Origin of the sequence: Photorhabdus noenieputensis (genome assembly GCF_018448935.1) — a bacterium.
GTDB lineage: Bacteria > Pseudomonadota > Gammaproteobacteria > Enterobacterales > Enterobacteriaceae > Photorhabdus > Photorhabdus noenieputensis.
Window position 1 is genome coordinate 18,267 of sequence record NZ_RCWC01000001.1, and the last position, 17,990, is coordinate 36,256.

The following is a 17,990-nucleotide window of genomic DNA, read 5'->3' on the forward strand; positions in this document are numbered from 1 at the left end:
TATTAGCTATTACGCTGTTAATAGTGCTGTTCAAACCAGCTCTCCAGAATAATAACAGCGGAAGTAGCATCTACTTTTCCTTTATTTAAGGCTTTGTAACCACCTCGGTCAAACAGATGAGCGCGGGCTTCAACCGTTGTCAGGCGTTCATCTTGGAGCTGGACTTGTACGCCAAACCGGCCATGCAGCCGGTTTGCAAATTTACGTGCTTGCACTGTGACGAATTGCTCAGTGCCATCCATATTGAGGGGAAGACCAACGATAACCAGATCGGGTTGCCACTCTTTAAGCAATTTTTCGATTTGCTGCCAATTGGGGATACCATCTGTGGCTTTAAACGAGGTTAATGCTCTGGCGGTACCCGTGATTTCTTGTCCGATGGCTGCGCCGATGCTGCGGGTGCCAAAATCGAAAGCCATTATTGTACGGTTACTCATCTACGCATGTCCTGCTTGTGGCGCAATATTGTAGATATTGATACCGAGCAAAGATGCCGCTTCACGCCAGCGGTCCGCAATGGGTGAGTTGAAAATAATATGTGGATCAGCATTTGCCGTTAGCCAACTATTCTCCATTATCTCTTTTTCAAGTTGGCCTTTTTCCCAACTGGCGTACCCCAACGTGACCAATATCTGTTTTGGTTGGCGTGGTGTACCCAAGGTTTCAAGGACATCTTTGGATGTGGTGATCATTGTGTCATCGGAAATTTTGATACTTGAACTGAAACCTAGTTTGGGGGTGTGCAATATAAAACCATGATCTTCAGCCAGTGGGCCGCCAGTCATGACAGGTTTGTTTAGATTGATATTTTCATCCCGATCTTCTGGTGATATTTTCAGCTTTTGTAAAACTTTCCGAACGGAGATTTGCTCAATAGGTTTATTTATCACCAATCCCATTGCCCCATTTTCATTATGTTCACAAATGTAAACAACTGAGCGTTTGAAATAGGGATCAGATAATGAGGGCATGGCGATAAGAAAATGGTGCTGTAGATTCATTTTATTTCTAGTAATTAACCTTGCTATGTAAGGATTATTTAGCCCACAGTATGTGGGCTAAAAGTATAAATGACAAACCCTGACAGGCAAATTCGCAAAAAGAATTTTTTATTTCTTTAACCGTTCTTCAATCGCATTCATTAACATGCCAATGATTGAAATATCAGGGAAAGCGGCTTCTATCTCGCGTGCACAGGTTGGGCTGGTGACATTAATTTCAGTCAGTTTGTCACCAATGATGTCCAGACCAACAAAAATTAACCCTTTTTCTTTTAAAGTCGGAGCAACAGCTCTGGCGATAGCCCAGTCACTTTCTGAAAGTGGGAGAGCTTCACCACGGCCACCCGCAGCAAGATTACCACGAGTTTCACCTTGGGCAGGGATGCGAGCCAGACAATAAGGAGCGGGTTCACCATCGACAATTAATACTCGTTTATCGCCTTCTTTTATCGCGGGTAAGAAATTTTGGGCCATACAGAAGCGATTACCATGTTCCGTCAGGGTTTCAATAATAACCCCAACGTTTGGATCATCTTTTTTCAGGCGGAATATCGATGCACCGCCCATACCATCTAGTGGTTTAAAGATGACATCGCCATGTTTCTGGTGGAATTCACGCAACTGAACGGCATTGCGAGTCACTAATGTATCTGGTGTTAAATCAGGGAACCAGGCGGTGAAGAGTTTTTCGTTACAATCACGCAGGCTTTGTGGTTTATTGACAATGAGCGTGCCTTTCTCTTCCGCGCGTTCCAAGATATAAGTGGCGTAAATGTATTCGGTATCAAATGGCGGATCTTTGCGCATCAGGATGACATCTAATGTTTCCAGTGCCAGATCTTGTTCTCTATCGAACTGATACCATTGTTGTGGACTGTTTTCTACCTGCAATAAGCGGGTACGTGCGCGGGCTTCCCCTTGGTGCAGATAGAGATCACTCATCTCCATATAATGGAGTTCCCAGCCGCGGTGTTGTGCTTCCAATAGCATGGCAAAACTGGTGTCTTTCTTGATGTTGATGGATGAAATAGGGTCCATCACGATGCCGAGTTTGATCATTCTTTCTCCTTAACCCAAATCGCCGAAACGCACTTGTAGTGCAGTAATTGCGGTGAGCGCTGTCGTTTCTGTTCTCAGTACCCGTGGTCCTAATAGGATATCAGTAAATTGGTAATTAGCTGTCATAGCAATTTCATCTATCGATAATCCGCCTTCCGGGCCGATCAGCAAACGCACTTTTTCGACAGGTAAAGGCAGGGTATTGATACTTTGGCTGGCTCGTGGATGTAGATTTAATTTTAAACTGCCATCATCTTCCGCACACCAGTGTTCGAGTTGCATCACTGGGCGAATTTCAGGTATACGGTTGCGACAGCATTGTTCACAGGCAGCAATAGCAATCTTCTGCCACTGTTGAAGTTTTTTAGCCAACCGTTCTCCATCCAGCTTTACACCGCAACGTTCAGAAATTAAAGGCGTAATAACATTTACCCCTAGTTCTACAGATTTTTGAATGGTGAATTCCATTTTCTCACCGCGGGATATGACTTGCCCCAGATGGAGATTCAGTGGTGATTCATTATCGGCAAGTTCGCTGTTGCTGATATGTACTTTGACAGATTTTTTGCTAGCTTCGGTGATCTGAGCGTTGAAGATCTGATTACTGCCATCAAACAGTTGTAACTGTTGACCATGAGTCATTCTGAGTACCCGCCCAACATGGTTAGCCGCCTCATCACTCAGATAAATTTCAGTGTTCGATGAGAGTAATTCCGGGTGATATATGCGGGGTATACGCATGTTTTTCTTTCCTTCCTGCGGGGGCATAAGGCAATAAATAATGGAGGGTATGATAATGGAGTCTTAATCCAGTTATCAAGCTATCTCGCTACAGATTGTTATCTCTGAATAAATGTTGCGAGTCTGCTCGCATATTTATATTTAATTTGGTCGTTTTATATTTATTTTGTTGTTTTAAAGTAGTGGTGTTTATTATTATATTTTTATGCCGAAAATATAGTGGATGTTTGTTTTTTTATTTGGGTGAAGTATTCATTATATAATTAAACCGGAGGTGTTTTATTAAGTGGACTTTAATATTAAAGTTATTGTTTTAGCTATTTTTGTTGGAATAGTGGTGGGAATAAGTTTGAATAAAACGGTATCACTATTTATTAAAATTATTTATAGATATGAAAAAATAGCTTTTGGTTATTTTCAGATTGAATTAGTAACGCTGTTTATAACAGCTTTCTTTATGATTTATTTTCCATTGAATTTTCATTTATATGTTGTTTTGATATTTGTTTGGGTGTTAATTATACTTTCTTTTATTGATATAAAAATTAAGTTATTGCCAGATATAATAAATTATCCATTTTTATGGTTAGGGTTATTATTGAATTTGAAGCAAACTTTTGTGCCTATTGAACACGCTGTGACAGGTGCGATTGCGGGTTATTTGATTTTATGGTCGCTCTATTGGTTATTCAAAATAATTTGTCATAAAGAAGGGTTAGGATATGGTGATTTTAAGTTAATGGCGGCGGTTAGTGCTTGGTTGGGGATTGGCGCAATTCCTTTATTAATGTTTTTATCCTCGCTGTTTGGTGTTATTGGGTGTTTGTGGATGTGGAGAATACGAGGAAAGTATCCAGAGTCTGTTGCTTTTGGCCCATATATAGCCATTTCTGCGGTCATAATGATCTATATGCACTTATTGGGAATAGATGGATTATCGTGAATGGCACCCGATAGCTGAAAATGTATGGGTGCCAGTAGTTAAAATTGTGGTATCAAAACTGTGGTATTAAAACTGACAGTGAATCAGTGCATCTTGCCAACGTTTGGGTTGTCCCAAGTATTTATCAAGAGAAATAATAGATAGCTCGTTTCTGTTATTTTCTAAAATAAATGTAGGGAAGCCTGAACCGCCAACTGCTGCCAATAGTTCACGGCTTTTCCTAATATGTTGGAGACTTTCTGATTCATTATTCAGTGTCAGATCTTGCTGAAACAGTTCTGAATCAAGCTGCAACTCATTTGCTAAATTCAATAATGTTTCAGTTTCGCTGATTTTTAATCCACGAACATAATGCGCTTTTTGTACTGCCAGTAACATTTCGACACCTTTGCCAGCCAACTTTTCTGCTGCAAGAATGGCTGATATTGGTGGTAATGAATCCATAATCAGTGATTTATCATTTAACAGTGCGACATATTGCTCACTGAAAATTTGCCCGGTAAGGCTTGCGATCCGTTTATCCTGACTAAGGACATAATCACGCCATGTGCTGTCTATTTGGCGTCTGTTATCACCTGTCAGCATTCCGCCGCCATGCAATTCAATTTTCACATTTGCGACCTCTTTTGCTACTTGTATCAGAGAGGAAACGCCATAACACCAGCCACATAGTGGATCATAGATATAATGCAGAGTCATTCCGGGCATATTACTTATTCCTGAAAAAGAGTTAGTTCACTTATTGGGGCCACTTCATTTCGCCTTTCAGCACTTTGGCACTTAATTCGAGACTGGATTTGTCTGCAAGTTTTGGATAGCACTTTTCCATTGCGGCTATCAGCGCTTTTGAATCTTTCGCTTTTGCCAGCTCTTTTTCAAAAGTAGTCAGGTATCTTTGCGTAAATTTGACTGATTCCAATGTCATTGGTGTGTTGCCAATGAAATGTCCCGGAACTACAACTGTTGGTTTCAGCTCTTGTATACGATCTAGTGTCTGCATCCAGTTTTTACGCGATTCTTTAGTCTGTGTATCTGCCATCCAGACATGAATGTTGCCTGAAACGGTGACACCGCCTACTACCGCTTTCAGTTTTGGTATCCAAACAAAAGTACGGTCGGCCGCAGGGCCATCAAGACCTTCGACGATTAACTTCTCACCGTCAACTGTAAAAGTGTTACCTTCCAACGGTTGCGGCACGATAACTTTTTTGGGGGCCTGTTCTTTCAGAACACCTCCCCAATAAGCCAGTTTGCCATCTTTGGTCTTTTTGATTTCTTTAATGGTTTCTGGTGATGCAATGACTTTGGCGTTAGGGAACGCTTTGGTCAGTGTATCAAGGCCAAAATAGAAATCAGGATCAGACTGACTGATATAGATAGTTGTCAGTTTTCTGCCGGTATACTTAATTCTTCTGGCCAGTGCTTCAGCGTCATTTTTTTGGAACTGAGCATCGATCAGTACAACTTCTCTATCACCGATGATGAGCTCAGAAGAGACGGGAAATATGCTTCTTTCACCTGGATTGAAAACATCCAGTTTTAGGTTAGTGGCTTGTGCCAGAGAAATGGTACCCAAGGAAAGGATACCTGCCAGCGCAATATTTAGTGTTGTTTTGCGAGTCATGATTAAATTCCTGATGTTGTGTGTAGCAAGGTTCATAATAAGTTGCGTTTTTCGATGAAAAAACCGCATAATTGGCAATTGTTTGTTGCATAAATCGAGCTAATTGATGGATAGAGTCACTGCTGCGCAAGTGTTCACTATAATTGTAGAACAAGGCAGCATGATTGCCGCATCGGAACGGTTAGATATGTCGCGGGCAATGGTATCCCGCTATCTGGCTGAAATGGAAAAGTGGGCGGGAGTACGTCTGTTACATCGTACAACGAGAAAGATCAGCCTGACATCGGCAGGAGAGATCGCCTATCAGCGCAGTCGTAAATTATTGCAATTGGCGGAAGAGATACCAGTTCATCAACCAGTGGAAGCACAGGAGCTGAGTGGCCTTTTGCGGATAAGCAGTTCTCAATCTCTGGCGGTGAGCGCGTTGTCTGTGGCGATTCCTGAGTTTATGCAGATTTACCCTCAGATAGCTATTGATATGCAAATGAGCAATAAGGCAATAAATTTGGTTGAGGAGCGGATAGATTTAGCGTTACGCATCACGAATAATCTGGAACCGAATTTGATCGCCAGACCGTTATCGACATGTCATTCTGTGGTTTGCGCGGCCCCTTCCTACCTGATGGGAAAAATGCGTCCTCAAAAGCCTGCTGATTTAGCCCTGCATAACTGTATGACTTATAACTTCTTTGGCAAAAGTCTTTGGCTATTTGAACGCCGAGGGGAAAAATATTCTGTTCCTGTTAGCGGTATTTTGAGTGCTAATGAATCGATGGTGTTAATGGAAGCAACGTTGCAAGGAGCGGGAATCGCCATGCAACCCTATTATTCTGTCGCTTCGCATTTGGCGTCAGGAAAATTGATTCAGTTGTTGCCGGAATATCGACCTCAGGCTATGGGAATTTATGGTATTTATGCCAGCCGTCAAAATATGCCAGCAACGCTGAGGGCATTACTGGATTTTCTGGTTCAGTGGTTTGCTTCTTCTCCGTACTGGCAAGCACTAATGTTGAAAAGCTGACTTTAGTTTTTGAGGAAATAGGGCAATTTGTGCTTTTAGGTGTTCAATAAAAGTATCGACTGGGGCAGAAGAAGGGCGGTGGATGGGCTTTATCAGGCTGACAGTAAAAGGAATGTTGATACTGAATGGGCGAGCGCATATTTCAGATTTGCCGTGGCTGTCCAGATAATCGAGTACGGTCAGTGGGTTGACAATAGAAACACCAATGCTTTCGCGCACCATTGCACATACTGATGCAGCACTATGAGTTTCCATAATCATGCGTCGGCGAATATGGTGTTCTGCGAATATTCCATCAATGAGCTGCCGGTAGCTATCCGTTATCGAAAGGCTGATAAAATTTTGTTCGCTGAAATCTTCGGGAGTCAATAACGGCTTATGACTGAGAGGATGAGCGGCAGGCAATACGCAAATTTCATTCAGTGTGATCAATGTTTCTCTCTGTGTACCCGGTGGTGTCTGCAAATGTTCTGTCAAACCCAAATCATGGCGTTGAGCTGAGAGCCACTCTTCCAGTAGCGGTGATTCCTGTGGAATGATGGTTAAATTAGTCTCAGGATATTGACGGATAAAGTGATGGCAAACCTTCGGTAATAGTGATTGAGAAAATACCGGCAGGCAGGCGATGGAAAGCTGAGCATGTTGAAATTTACGTATATTGTCAGCCGCATTCATTATTCTTTCGAGTCCATAATAAGAGCGCTGAACTTCTTCAAAAAGGCGTAATCCTTGTGCTGTTGGATGCAGGCGGCCTTTTACTCGGTCAAATAGTTTGAATTTTATTAGATGCTCGAATCGTGCTAATTCACGACTGACGGTTGGTTGTGATGTTTGTAATAAAATAGCCGCTTCTGTCAGGTTTTTTGTCGTCATTACCGCATGGAAGATTTCAATATGGCGCCATGAACAAGAAGACATAAATTGTTCCTTTCAGATAGTAATTCTATATCACAGATGAATAGACTATAACGAAATGGATATTTTTATTCCTGTTTTTTACTGCCAATAATGGGTTATCTGTTGACTTTGTGAGAGAAACCCTGATGAGTACTTTTACCCCCAATTTTACCCGCAATAGTTGTCCTAATCTGATACCGGAGAGTTTGGGTCGTCTGCCAGAAACGTATGGTACTCCATTATGGGTTTACGATAGTGAAACAATTATCCAAAAAATCAAATTGTTATGTCATTTTGATGTGGTCAGGTTTGCTCAGAAAGCTTGTTCTAATACTCATATTTTGCGCCTGATGCGTGAATATGGTGTGAAAGTTGATGCCGTTTCGCTAGGGGAAATTGAGCGTGCTTTACGGGCCGGGTTTTGTCCAGGGCAAGAAGTATCAGATATCGTTTTTACTGCTGATTTAATCGATGTACCGACGTTGCAACAAGTAACCAAATTGGATATTCCGGTTAATGCGGGTTCTATCGATATGTTGGAACAGATTGGTCAATGTAAACAAGGGCATCCGGTATGGTTGCGGATTAATCCTGGGTTTGGTCATGGTCATAGCCAGAAGACAAACACGGGGGGGGAAAACAGTAAACATGGTATTTGGTATCAGGATCTTCCACAGGCAATTGAGAAAATCCGCCACTATGGATTGAAATTGCTTGGTTTACATATGCATATTGGCTCTGGTGTTGATTATCATCACCTTGCCAGTGTGTGCAATGCGATGGTTGAACAGGTTATTCTCTGTGGTGAAGATATTCAGGCAATTTCAGCCGGCGGGGGTTTATCGACGCCTTATCATCAGGGAGATGAGCGAATCAATATCGCTCATTATTTTGGGTTGTGGGATGATGCTCGTAAAAAGATTGAGCAGCATTTAGGTCATAAAGTTGAGTTAGAAATTGAACCGGGGCGTTTTTTGGTAGCGGAATCTGGCGTTCTGATGACAGAAGTTCGGGCGGTTAAGCAGATGGGCAACCGTAATTATGTTCTGGTGGATGCGGGTTTCAATGACTTAATGCGTCCAGTAATGTATGGCAGTTATCACCATATCTCAGTTTTGCCTGCTGATGGACGTAAGATTGAGCAATTGCCATTGCGGGAAACGTTAGTTGCGGGGCCGTTATGTGAATCCGGTGATATCTTTACCCAGGTTGAGGGCGGGGGGATTGCGCCAAGAGCGTTGCCACCTGTTCAAGTTGGCGACTATTTAGTTTTTCATGATACTGGTGCCTATGGGGCGTCAATGTCCTCCAATTACAATAGCCGTCCACTGATCTCTGAGGTGTTGTTTGTTAATGGTGAGCCTCAATTAATTCGCCGCCGTCAAACGATTGAAGAGTTGTTAGCATTGGAAGAAGTATCCTGTACCTCTATGCCATAAAAGATGGGGCGATACTTTAAGATATCGCCCCATGATTAATTTAGCTCTTAATGCTCTTTAATCGTCAGTTTTAGGCTGCTTTTGTTCTCGGTTTTTTGACCGGGGCAGCGACAGCCAGTGCTTCTGGTTCAAACTCATCGACATTAATAGAACGCAGACGGCTTGCTTCAGCGCGTTTTAGAATTGCAGCCTCGTCTGGCGTAACCTTACGTTCTGCAAGTGCCCGTTCTGCCAGTTTATCCAGGCGAGTAAAGCCAAGGCGTTTACCTGCTTCGCGACTCAAGCGGGCGTGGATTGGTTCTGCGGCAATAATATCGTGCAGAGCTTCTTCTAGTAATCCGTGAGGATTGTGCTCGCTTGGTGTCAGATATTGGCCTCGGCCAATGCGATCACGGGTAGCCGAAGGTTGTTGTAAGATCTGGGCCAGTTTGTGATCCAGATGGTCAGATGGTGCTGAATGTACACGCCCCAGAGGGAAGACAATAACACGCATCAGACCGGCAACCAGACGATTCGGGAAGTTACTCAGTAAATTATCTATCGCCTGCTCTGCCTGATACAAACTATCTTGAACGGCCCACTGAACTAGCGGTAAATCTTCTTTTTGACGACCTTCATCTTCATAGCGTTTCAACGTCGCGGAAGCCAGATAAGTTTGACTCAGAACATCTCCAAGACGGGCAGAGACACGTTCGCGACGTTTCAGGCTACCACCTAATACCCCCATTGCCACATCTGATAATAGCGCAAGGTTGGCACACTGACGGTTTAATTGTTGATAGTAACGGCGTGTTGCATCATTGACCGGTGTGCTGCTGGTGCGGCCATTGGTTAGGCCAAGCCAGAAGCTGCGTAACATGTTGCTAGCAACGTGACCAAGGTGGCTAAATAGTGCCTTATCAAAATCTTTAATACGGTTATTTTCAGCCGCAGCCATTTCATCAAGGACATAAGGATGGCAGCGGATAGCGCCCTGACCGTAGATAATCATGTTACGGGTCAGAATATTGGCACCTTCAACGGTAATGGCGATAGGTGCGCCTTGATAAGCGCGAGCAAGGAAGTTGGATGGACCAAGGCAAATACCTTTACCACCGGCAATATCCATTGCATCAATAACAGATTTCTGGCCTCTGTGGGTGCAGTGATATTTGACGATAGCGGATAACACCGAGGGTTTTTCACCTAGCATGATACCGGTTGTTGCAAGCGTTGAAGCGGCATCCATCAAATAGGCATTACCGGCAATGCGTGCCAGTGGTTCTTCAATCCCTTCCATTTTACCAATTGGCATTTTGAATTGGCGACGGATGTAAGAGTATGCGCCGATCGCCATAGCAACACTTTTCAAACCGCCGGTTGCATTTGATGGCAGAGTGATACCGCGGCCGACAGACAGACACTCAACTAGCATCCGCCAGCCTTGTCCGGCCATTTTTGGCCCGCCAATAATATAGTCGATTGGAACAAAGATATCTTTACCGCGAGTTGGGCCATTCTGGAATGGAATATTCAGTGGGAAGTGGCGATGGCCAATTTCTACCCCCGGTACATTGGTCGGGATCAATGCACAGGTAATGCCCAATTCTTCTGTATCGCCCAATAAATGGTCAGGGTCAGAGAGTTTGAAAGCCAGACCGAGTACGGTAGCGATAGGTGCAAGTGTGATATAACGTTTATTCCAGGTCAGGCGCATACCCAGAATTTGCTCGCCTTGCCATTCTCCCATACAGACTACGCCTGTATCTGGGATTGATCCGGCATCAGAGCCAGCTTCCGGGCTGGTCAATGCGAAACATGGGATCTCTTCGCCACGGGCAAGCCCAGGCAGGTAGCGGTTCTTCTGCTCTTCGGTGCCATAATGCTGTAACAATTCACCCGGGCCGAGAGAGTTAGGCACACCTACGGTGATTGCCAGAATGCCGGATGTCCCCGCCAATTTTTGCAGGACTCGTGCCTGTGCATAGGCTGAGAATTCCAGACCGCCATACTCTTTTTTAATGATCATGGCAAAGAAGCGGTTTTCTTTCAGGTAACGCCATAACTCAGGCGGCAAATCAGCAAGTTCATGGCTTATCTGGAAATCATTGGTCATACGGCAAGCTTCTTCTACCGGGCCATCCAGAAATGCTTGTTCTTCAGCGGTTAACTGAGGCTTTGGATAGTTATGCAATTTTTTCCAGTCGGGTTTACCGCGGAACAGTTCACCTTCCCACCAAGTGGTACCTGCATCAAGAGCTTCTTTTTCCGTGCGAGATAGACTTGGCATTACTTTGCGGAAGGCTTTTAAGGCCGGAACAGTCAGTAAGGAGTGGCGCATTGGCGCAAAATTCAGCGGGAACAGAATAATGGCCATTGGTAACAACATCCAGTAGCTCCATGCATCAATAGCGCCCATCAAGACGGTATAGACAAGGAGCAGTAGGCTGCTAAGACTGAGATTGACTTTGTGATAGCAAAGTATCCCAATCAAGACTAAGAATAGAATAATACTCAATGTGGTCATAATAAAAGCTCCTGGTTAATCTCAGGGTCAGGAAAGTCATCAGAGGTCGGACCTGTTAGGGTGTTCTTCTCTTTTTAGACCAGGAAATTGTTTTTAGCAATATCTTTACATCTTAATTACAATCTAGCTCACAAACTCGTGGTGCTTGGGAGTGGATTAATGCTCCAGAAACGTGATGTTGTCTTCTTTCAATTCTCTTGATCCGGTAAACTGCCATCCGGCACAACATTAAAGATTACCTGACCGAAGTGAGGAGCCTATGTATCAAGACCTGATCCGTAGTGAATTGAACGAAGCCGCGGATACGCTGGCCCAGTTTTTAAGTGACGATGCAAATATTGAAGCAATTCAAAAAGCAGTAGTATTACTGGCTGATTCATTTAAAGCGGGTGGCAAGGTGCTGTCCTGCGGTAATGGAGGGTCGCATTGTGATGCGATGCATTTTGCCGAAGAATTGACCGGCCGTTACCGCGAAAATCGCCCTGGCTATCCAGCGATTGCGATTTCTGATGTTAGTCACCTTTCCTGTGTCAGTAATGATTTCGGGTATGAATTTGTTTTTTCTCGTTATGTGGAAGCAGTTGGAAAAGAGGGAGATGTGTTACTGGGTATTTCCACTTCCGGTAATTCCGGTAATATTATTAAAGCAATTGAAGCTGCCCGCTTAAAAGGCATGAAAGTTATTACGCTGACAGGCAAGGATGGCGGTAAAATGGCAGGGACTGCTGATGTGGAAATTCGTGTCCCACATTTTGGTTATGCAGATCGTATTCAGGAAATTCATATCAAAGTTATTCATATCCTGATTCAACTTATCGAAAAAGAGATGGTTAAAGTTTGATTTTATAGGCTACAGAGGTGGGCAATGTGTGAGTTACTTGGCATGAGTGCGAATGTGCCAACAGATATCTGCTTTAGTTTAGGTGGTCTGATTCAACGGGGGGGTCATACCGGGCCCCATAAAGATGGTTGGGGGATCACATTTTATGAGGGGCGGGGTTGTCGCACATTTAAAGATCATCAGCCAAGTTACAATTCGCCCGTTGCTCGCTTCGTACAAGAGTACCCGATTAAATCCAGAGTAGTGGTTTCTCATATTCGGCAGGCTAACCGTGGTAATGTTGCGTTGGAAAATACTCATCCTTTCATTCGTGAGATATGGGGACGTAACTGGACTTATGCTCATAATGGGCAGCTTCGGGGCTATCGGCAGCTTGAAACGGGTCAGTATCGCCCCGTAGGGCAAACTGATAGTGAGCATGCTTTTTGCTGGATTTTGCATCAACTTTCACAAAAATATCCGAGAACCCCTTCCAACTGGCCTCAGGTTTTTCGTTTTATCGCTTCACTAGCAGACGAACTCAGCAAAAAAGGCGTATTCAATATGTTGCTGTCAGATGGGCGTTTTGTGATGGCATATTGCTCAACCAACCTCTATTGGATCACTCGTCGGGCACCGTTTGGAAAAGCAAAACTTCTGGATCAGGATGTTGAAATTGATTTTCAACAACATACACAGCCGGATGATGTTGTTTCTGTCATTGTTACTCAACCGTTAACCGGTAATGAAGCCTGGAGTCGTATTGAGCCGGGTTGCTATGCGCTATTTCATCTTGGTGAACGCATATTGTGATTGATGTTGCAAAAGTGGTGATTTGTCAGGTGTAGCATTAACCACATATTGACCGTTAATGACGCTAATGGTTGCCGGCCGATGATTTTTTACAAAATACTCATAGGCCGGTTGTAACTGTAGCCAAAACATATAATGGGAGGATGAACGGTGGCGTAACATATTCTGGGGTGTCATTCTGAATGGATAAATACTGATATTAATTTCATATTGCCCGCGCAATAATGCACTTTCTACATAATCGTAGATTTCATCCATGTAACCATTAGTCATCGCATAGCAACCGACAGATTTACACTCTCCGTGGATCATTAAATAGTTGCCGGAATAACCTCTGAATTTATCGTATTCATTTGGAAAACCCAGATTAATAGATCGGTAATACCGACTATTTGGATTAAGTTGGTTGTTTTTTATACGATAAAATCCTTCTGGACTTTTCAGATCACCTTCTGTGGTTTTGGGACCAAGGCCGCCAGAGTAATTACAGATGGGATAATTTTTAAACAGTTGGTAGCTTCCATGACTATTTTTAGTATAAAGCTCTAGTATCCGCTCTTCTTTGAATATTTGGATAAAGACAGGAGAGCCGATCTGCACGGGAGAATTTTTCATCAATTGAACTAAAGTATCCTTAGCATAGACAGGAGTGAATGAACTAAATAACAACAATATTATTGCAGGAAAAGCCGCAGTTTTTTTCATGTGACTACCGTATAGCGACGTGGCGGGTTGACTAAAAATTTAGCTTAAGATTGCCATGAGTCATCGACTTTGTGAATAGAAAATGATGATGATAACTTTATCACTATAAAGTGATTGCCAGGTTAAAATATAATCGGTTGTCGGTAAAGGTGATATAATCATTCGTTTTTTGCGAACTGTTAATGGTTCAGCGCCAAAATTATTCCTGTTTGCTTGAACTAAATCACTTGATTAGTCAGACAGTTCAAGAAGGGAGATGTTAAAATTACCGCCCGGAGATTAAAAGAAAATCGTAACAATTATCGGAGAATTATAACCTGGGCACGATTCGTGACTTAAGGGGTTTTTTATAGAGTGGCTATATTACCACCAGGTAATCTGTAGCATATGATTTAATTGATAAACTTGTGCAAATCTTATGATTAAAATTAAAAAAGGACTCGACCTCCCGATTGCAGGAGCACCTGCTCAAGTAATAGAAGACGGTCCGACGATTCGCCATGTAGCACTGTTGGGTGAAGAGTATGTTGGAATGCGTCCTTCTATGTTGGTTAAAGAAGGTGAGCATGTTAAGAAGGGCCAGATTCTTTTTGAAGATAAAAAGAATCCGGGTGTGGTCTTCACCAGTCCGGCCTGTGGGCGGATTGTGGCGATTAATCGTGGTGAACAACGTATTTTGCAGTCAATTGTGATTGAGATAACGGGAGATGAACAGGTTGATTTTGACCGTTATGATCGTTCCCAACTTTCTCAATTATCCCGAGAACAAGTGGAAAAGAATCTTATCGATTCTGGGTTATGGACCGCGCTACGTACCCGTCCTTACAGCCGGAGTCCTGCTCCCGGCTCCTCGCCAAAAGCAATTTTTGTAGCTGCTATGGATACTCAGCCTCTGGCTGCAAATCCACAGGTTATTATTGCTACCGATGAAGAGGCTTTTGTTGATGGTCTGAATGTGCTGACTAAACTGACCGAAGGTAAAGTCCATGTTTGCCATAGCGCAGGGAGCTTGCCGAGTGTCGGTAATAATGCACAAATCACGTATAATCAGTTTTCAGGTCCGCATCCAGCGGGATTAGTTGGAACTCACATTCACTTTATTGAACCCGTCAGTGCGACTAAAACGGTATGGCACTTGGGATATCAGGATGTGATTGCTATCGGTAAATTATTCACTACCGGCACACTTTATACTGATCGTGTCGTTGCATTGGCCGGTCCACAGGTTGAGAAACCACGTCTTATACGTACCTGCTTAGGGGCTGATCTGCTTGAGTTGACTCAGGAACAGCTTAAAGAGGGTGAAAACCGTATTATTTCAGGTTCTGTATTGTGCGGTACTCAGTCAGATGAAGTTCATCACTATCTTGGTCGTTTCCACACTTTGGTTTCCGTTTTGCGTGAAGGCCGCGAAAAAGAGCTATTTGGTTGGATCATGCCGGGTATCGATAAATTTTCCATTACCCGCACCACCATTGGTCATTTCCTGAAAAATAAGCGCTTTGCTTTTTCAACGGCAATGAATGGCGGTGAACGTTCAATGGTGCCAATTGGTAACTATGAGCGTGTAATGCCTTTGGATATTATGGCAACGCATTTGCTGCGGGATTTGCTGGTGGGTGATACCGATAGTGCTCAGGCACTGGGTTGTCTGGAGTTAGATGAGGAAGACTTAGCGCTTTGTACCTATGTCTGTCCTGGCAAATATGAATATGGTCCGGTACTGCGTGAAGTGCTGACTAAGATTGAGCAGGAAGGATGATTTCATGGGCCTGAAAAACTATTTTGAAAAAATTGAGCATCACTTTGAGTCCGGGGGCAAATTAGAAAAATATTATCCGTTGTATGAAGCGGTAACGACGATTTTCTATACACCGGGTACCGTAACTTCTGGCGGTGCCCATGTCCGTGATGCTATCGATCTAAAGCGTATGATGATCATGGTATGGCTGGCTGTATTCCCGGCAATGTTCTGGGGAATGTATAACGTTGGTCAGCAGGCGATCCCTGCGTTGTATCATTTATACAGTGGCGCAGAATTACAACAACTTTTGGTATCTGACTGGCACTATTGCGTTGCTCAGTTTTTGGGGGCATCACTGACACCGGATGCGGGTTGGGGCAGTAAAATGTTGCTTGGTGCAACTTACTTTTTGCCTGTTTACATCGTTGTATTTGTGGTGGGTGGCTTCTGGGAAGTGCTGTTTGCCCTTATCCGTAAACATGAAATTAACGAAGGATTTTTCGTTACTTCTATTTTATTTGCGTTGATTGTTCCACCAACGATTCCTCTGTGGCAGGCGGCGTTGGGGATTACATTCGGTGTTGTCATTGCGAAAGAAGTCTTCGGTGGTACAGGTCGTAACTTCCTGAACCCGGCACTGGCTGGCCGCGCTTTTCTATTCTTTGCTTATCCGGCACAGATTTCGGGCGATTTGGTATGGACCGCGGTTGATGGTTTCTCTGGCGCGACGCCTTTATCGCAATGGGCGGCTGGTGGCAGTCAGGGATTAGTGAATACCGTTACCGGTCAACCTATTACCTGGATGGATGCTTTCATTGGTAATATTCCTGGCTCTATCGGTGAAGTGTCTACGTTGATGATTCTCATTGGTGGTGCGATTATTCTGTTTACCCGTATTGCTTCATGGCGCATTGTCGCCGGGGTGATGTTGGGTATGGTTGCAACTTCCTACTTATTTAATGCTATCGGTTCAGATACTAACCCGTTGTTTGCTATGCCGTGGTATTGGCATATGGTTCTGGGTGGTTTCGCTTTTGGTATGATCTTTATGGCGACAGATCCGGTATCCGCTTCATTTACCAACAAAGGTAAATGGTGGTACGGCATTCTGATTGGTGTGATGTGTGTTCTGATCAGGGTTGTTAACCCGGCATATCCAGAGGGTATGATGCTGGCGATTCTGTTCGCAAACCTGTTTGCGCCATTGTTTGATTATCTGGTTGTGCAAGCCAATATTAAGCGGAGAAAAGCCCGTGGCTAATGATAAACCCAAAAATAGTGACAGCGTAGGCAGAACATTTATCGTTGTTTTTGTGTTATGTCTCGTTTGCTCAATTGTTGTGGCAGGTTCTGCGGTAGGGCTGAAATCTCAGCAACAGGAACAAAAGTTGCTGGATAAACAGCGTAATATCCTTGATGTGGCTGGATTACTCAAACCCCAGATGAGTGCTGATGAAGTTAAAGAAACGTTCAAAAGTCGGATTAAAACCGAGTTATTGAATCTGGAGACGGCAACGCTTGAAAGCAGCCAGGGCAAGTTTAACCTGAACGATGCGTTGCGTAGTGATGATACCAGTATTGCATTACCGCCTGAAAAGGATCTGGCGAAAATTCGCCGTCGCGCCAATATGGCCGAAGTCTATCTGGTGAAGAATGAACAGGGTAAAACTCGCGAAATCGTTCTGCCTATTTATGGTTCTGGCTTGTGGTCTGTTATGTATGCTTTTATCTCCGTTGATGTGGACGGCAAAACGGCTCGTGGCATCACCTATTATTCACATGGCGAAACTCCGGGGCTGGGGGGAGAAGTGGATAACCCGCAATGGCGTAAAAAGTGGATAGGTAAAAAACTGTATAACGATGAAGGCAATCCGGCGATCAAAATTGTTCGTGGCGGTGCTGCTGTCGATGATCCTTATGGTGTTGATGGTTTGTCTGGTGCGACTCTCACCTCTGCCGGTGTTCAGAACATGTTTAATTTCTGGTTAGGGGATAGCGGTTTTGGTCCGTTCCTGAAAAAAGTACGCGAAGGAGCGTTGAAAGATGGCTGATAGTAAAGAAATAAAACGAGTCCTTCTTGGGCCGCTTTTGGATAATAACCCGATTGCCTTGCAGGTTCTGGGGATTTGCTCAGCGCTGGCGGTAACAACCAAGTTGGAAACGGCATTGGTAATGACAATAGCGGTAACATTGGTTACTGCCTTTTCCAGCTTTTTTATCTCGTTGATCCGTCATTACATCCCCGGCAGTGTGCGAATCATTGTCCAGATGGCGATTATTGCATCACTGGTTATCGTGGTAGATCAGATTTTGCAGGCTTATGCTTATGAAATTTCCAAGCAGTTGTCGGTATTTGTTGGCCTTATCATTACTAACTGTATCGTGATGGGACGTGCGGAAGCCTATGCGATGAAATCTCCACCTATTGAGAGCTTCATGGATGGTATCGGTAATGGTTTAGGTTACGGGGTTATTCTGGTACTGGTTGGTTTCCTGCGTGAGTTGTTTGGTTCCGGCAAACTGTTCGGAATTACCGTGATGGAATCGGTAAAGAATGGGGGTTGGTATCAGCCTAATGGTCTGTTCCTGTTAGCCCCTAGCGCGTTTTTCATTATTGGTATGCTGATTTGGGGTCTGAGGACTTTGAAACCGGCGCAGGTTGAGAAGGAGTAACTGA

18 protein-coding genes are annotated in these 17,990 nt (G+C 43.8%); 9 read left to right on the top strand and 9 right to left on the bottom strand.

What is annotated here, in order from left to right; translation table 11 throughout:
• Window positions 1-17: 17 nt before the first annotated feature.
• From ruvX to rsmE, 4 genes are all read right to left on the bottom strand, one after another.
• Window positions 18-437 (bottom strand): Holliday junction resolvase RuvX, encoded by a 420-nt coding sequence (ruvX, locus tag EAE91_RS00110; RefSeq protein WP_214086733.1) that lies wholly within the window; start codon window positions 435-437, stop codon window positions 18-20.
• The gene (locus EAE91_RS00115) at window positions 438-1,001 is read right to left on the bottom strand and encodes a YqgE/AlgH family protein (protein WP_214086734.1); all 564 of its coding nucleotides are present in this window, start codon (window positions 999-1,001) and stop codon (window positions 438-440) included.
• A 108-nt stretch (window positions 1,002-1,109) separates the two neighbouring features.
• Window positions 1,110-2,060: a glutathione synthase gene (gshB, locus tag EAE91_RS00120; protein WP_214086735.1), complete on the bottom strand. Its 951-nt coding sequence runs from the start codon at window positions 2,058-2,060 to the stop codon at window positions 1,110-1,112.
• Window positions 2,061-2,069: 9 nt separating this feature from the next.
• Window positions 2,070-2,801, bottom strand: a complete 732-nt coding sequence (rsmE, locus tag EAE91_RS00125) for a 16S rRNA (uracil(1498)-N(3))-methyltransferase (RefSeq protein ID WP_036814728.1) — start codon at window positions 2,799-2,801, stop codon at window positions 2,070-2,072.
• Window positions 2,802-3,087: 286 nt separating this feature from the next.
• Here rsmE and EAE91_RS00130 point away from each other — a divergent pair, with 286 nt between their 5' ends.
• Window positions 3,088-3,744 (top strand): prepilin peptidase, encoded by a 657-nt coding sequence (locus EAE91_RS00130; protein WP_214086736.1) that lies wholly within the window; start codon window positions 3,088-3,090, stop codon window positions 3,742-3,744.
• Between the two features lie 66 nt (window positions 3,745-3,810).
• Here EAE91_RS00130 and EAE91_RS00135 read toward each other — a convergent pair whose 3' ends face one another.
• Window positions 3,811-4,452, bottom strand: a complete 642-nt coding sequence (locus EAE91_RS00135; RefSeq protein WP_214086737.1) for a DsbA family protein — start codon at window positions 4,450-4,452, stop codon at window positions 3,811-3,813.
• A 31-nt stretch (window positions 4,453-4,483) separates the two neighbouring features.
• Window positions 4,484-5,368, bottom strand: coding sequence for an MBL fold metallo-hydrolase (locus EAE91_RS00140; RefSeq protein ID WP_214086738.1), 885 nt, complete (start codon window positions 5,366-5,368; stop codon window positions 4,484-4,486).
• 106 nt (window positions 5,369-5,474) lie between these two features.
• On the opposite strand from EAE91_RS00140, the gene EAE91_RS00145 reads away from it, so the two are divergent.
• Window positions 5,475-6,389: a LysR family transcriptional regulator gene (locus EAE91_RS00145; protein ID WP_214086739.1), complete on the top strand. Its 915-nt coding sequence runs from the start codon at window positions 5,475-5,477 to the stop codon at window positions 6,387-6,389.
• Here the strand turns inward: EAE91_RS00145 and EAE91_RS00150 are convergent.
• Window positions 6,372-7,307: a LysR family transcriptional regulator gene (locus EAE91_RS00150; RefSeq protein ID WP_214086740.1), complete on the bottom strand. Its 936-nt coding sequence runs from the start codon at window positions 7,305-7,307 to the stop codon at window positions 6,372-6,374. The two genes, EAE91_RS00145 and EAE91_RS00150, sit on opposite strands and share 18 nt — an antisense overlap.
• A gap of 125 nt (window positions 7,308-7,432) precedes the next feature.
• Between EAE91_RS00150 and lysA the strand changes: the two genes are divergently transcribed.
• Window positions 7,433-8,725: a diaminopimelate decarboxylase gene (lysA, locus tag EAE91_RS00155; protein ID WP_214086741.1), complete on the top strand. Its 1,293-nt coding sequence runs from the start codon at window positions 7,433-7,435 to the stop codon at window positions 8,723-8,725.
• A 70-nt stretch (window positions 8,726-8,795) separates the two neighbouring features.
• Here lysA and fadE read toward each other — a convergent pair whose 3' ends face one another.
• Window positions 8,796-11,231 carry an acyl-CoA dehydrogenase FadE gene (gene fadE, locus EAE91_RS00160; protein WP_214086742.1) on the bottom strand — a complete coding sequence of 812 codons (2,436 nt, stop codon included), beginning with the start codon at window positions 11,229-11,231 and terminating at the stop codon, window positions 8,796-8,798.
• A 259-nt stretch (window positions 11,232-11,490) separates the two neighbouring features.
• Between fadE and lpcA the strand changes: the two genes are divergently transcribed.
• Entirely contained in the window at window positions 11,491-12,072 is a 582-nt protein-coding gene (gene lpcA / locus EAE91_RS00165) for a D-sedoheptulose 7-phosphate isomerase (protein WP_214086743.1), read from the top strand.
• A 24-nt stretch (window positions 12,073-12,096) separates the two neighbouring features.
• Window positions 12,097-12,864, top strand: a complete 768-nt coding sequence (locus EAE91_RS00170; protein WP_214086744.1) for a class II glutamine amidotransferase — start codon at window positions 12,097-12,099, stop codon at window positions 12,862-12,864.
• Here EAE91_RS00170 and EAE91_RS00175 read toward each other — a convergent pair.
• Complete coding sequence (locus EAE91_RS00175) at window positions 12,835-13,569, bottom strand: L,D-transpeptidase family protein (RefSeq protein ID WP_214086745.1); 735 nt, start codon at window positions 13,567-13,569, stop codon at window positions 12,835-12,837. The genes EAE91_RS00170 and EAE91_RS00175 overlap by 30 nt on opposite strands.
• 418 nt (window positions 13,570-13,987) lie before the next feature.
• Between EAE91_RS00175 and EAE91_RS00180 the strand changes: the two genes are divergently transcribed.
• The 4 genes from EAE91_RS00180 to EAE91_RS00195 are packed head-to-tail and all read left to right on the top strand — an operon-like array spanning window position 13,988 to window position 17,986.
• Complete coding sequence (locus EAE91_RS00180; RefSeq protein ID WP_214086746.1) at window positions 13,988-15,331, top strand: Na(+)-translocating NADH-quinone reductase subunit A; 1,344 nt, start codon at window positions 13,988-13,990, stop codon at window positions 15,329-15,331.
• Window positions 15,332-15,335: 4 nt separating this feature from the next.
• A complete protein-coding gene (locus EAE91_RS00185) occupies window positions 15,336-16,574 on the top strand; it encodes an NADH:ubiquinone reductase (Na(+)-transporting) subunit B (RefSeq protein ID WP_214086747.1) in 1,239 nt (412 codons plus the stop codon).
• Window positions 16,567-17,364: a Na(+)-translocating NADH-quinone reductase subunit C gene (locus EAE91_RS00190; protein WP_214086748.1), complete on the top strand. Its 798-nt coding sequence runs from the start codon at window positions 16,567-16,569 to the stop codon at window positions 17,362-17,364. Before EAE91_RS00185 ends, EAE91_RS00190 begins: the two co-directional genes overlap by 8 nt.
• The gene (locus tag EAE91_RS00195; RefSeq protein WP_214086749.1) at window positions 17,357-17,986 is read left to right on the top strand and encodes an NADH:ubiquinone reductase (Na(+)-transporting) subunit D; all 630 of its coding nucleotides are present in this window, start codon (window positions 17,357-17,359) and stop codon (window positions 17,984-17,986) included. Before EAE91_RS00190 ends, EAE91_RS00195 begins: the two co-directional genes overlap by 8 nt.
• Window positions 17,987-17,990 lie beyond the last annotated feature (4 nt).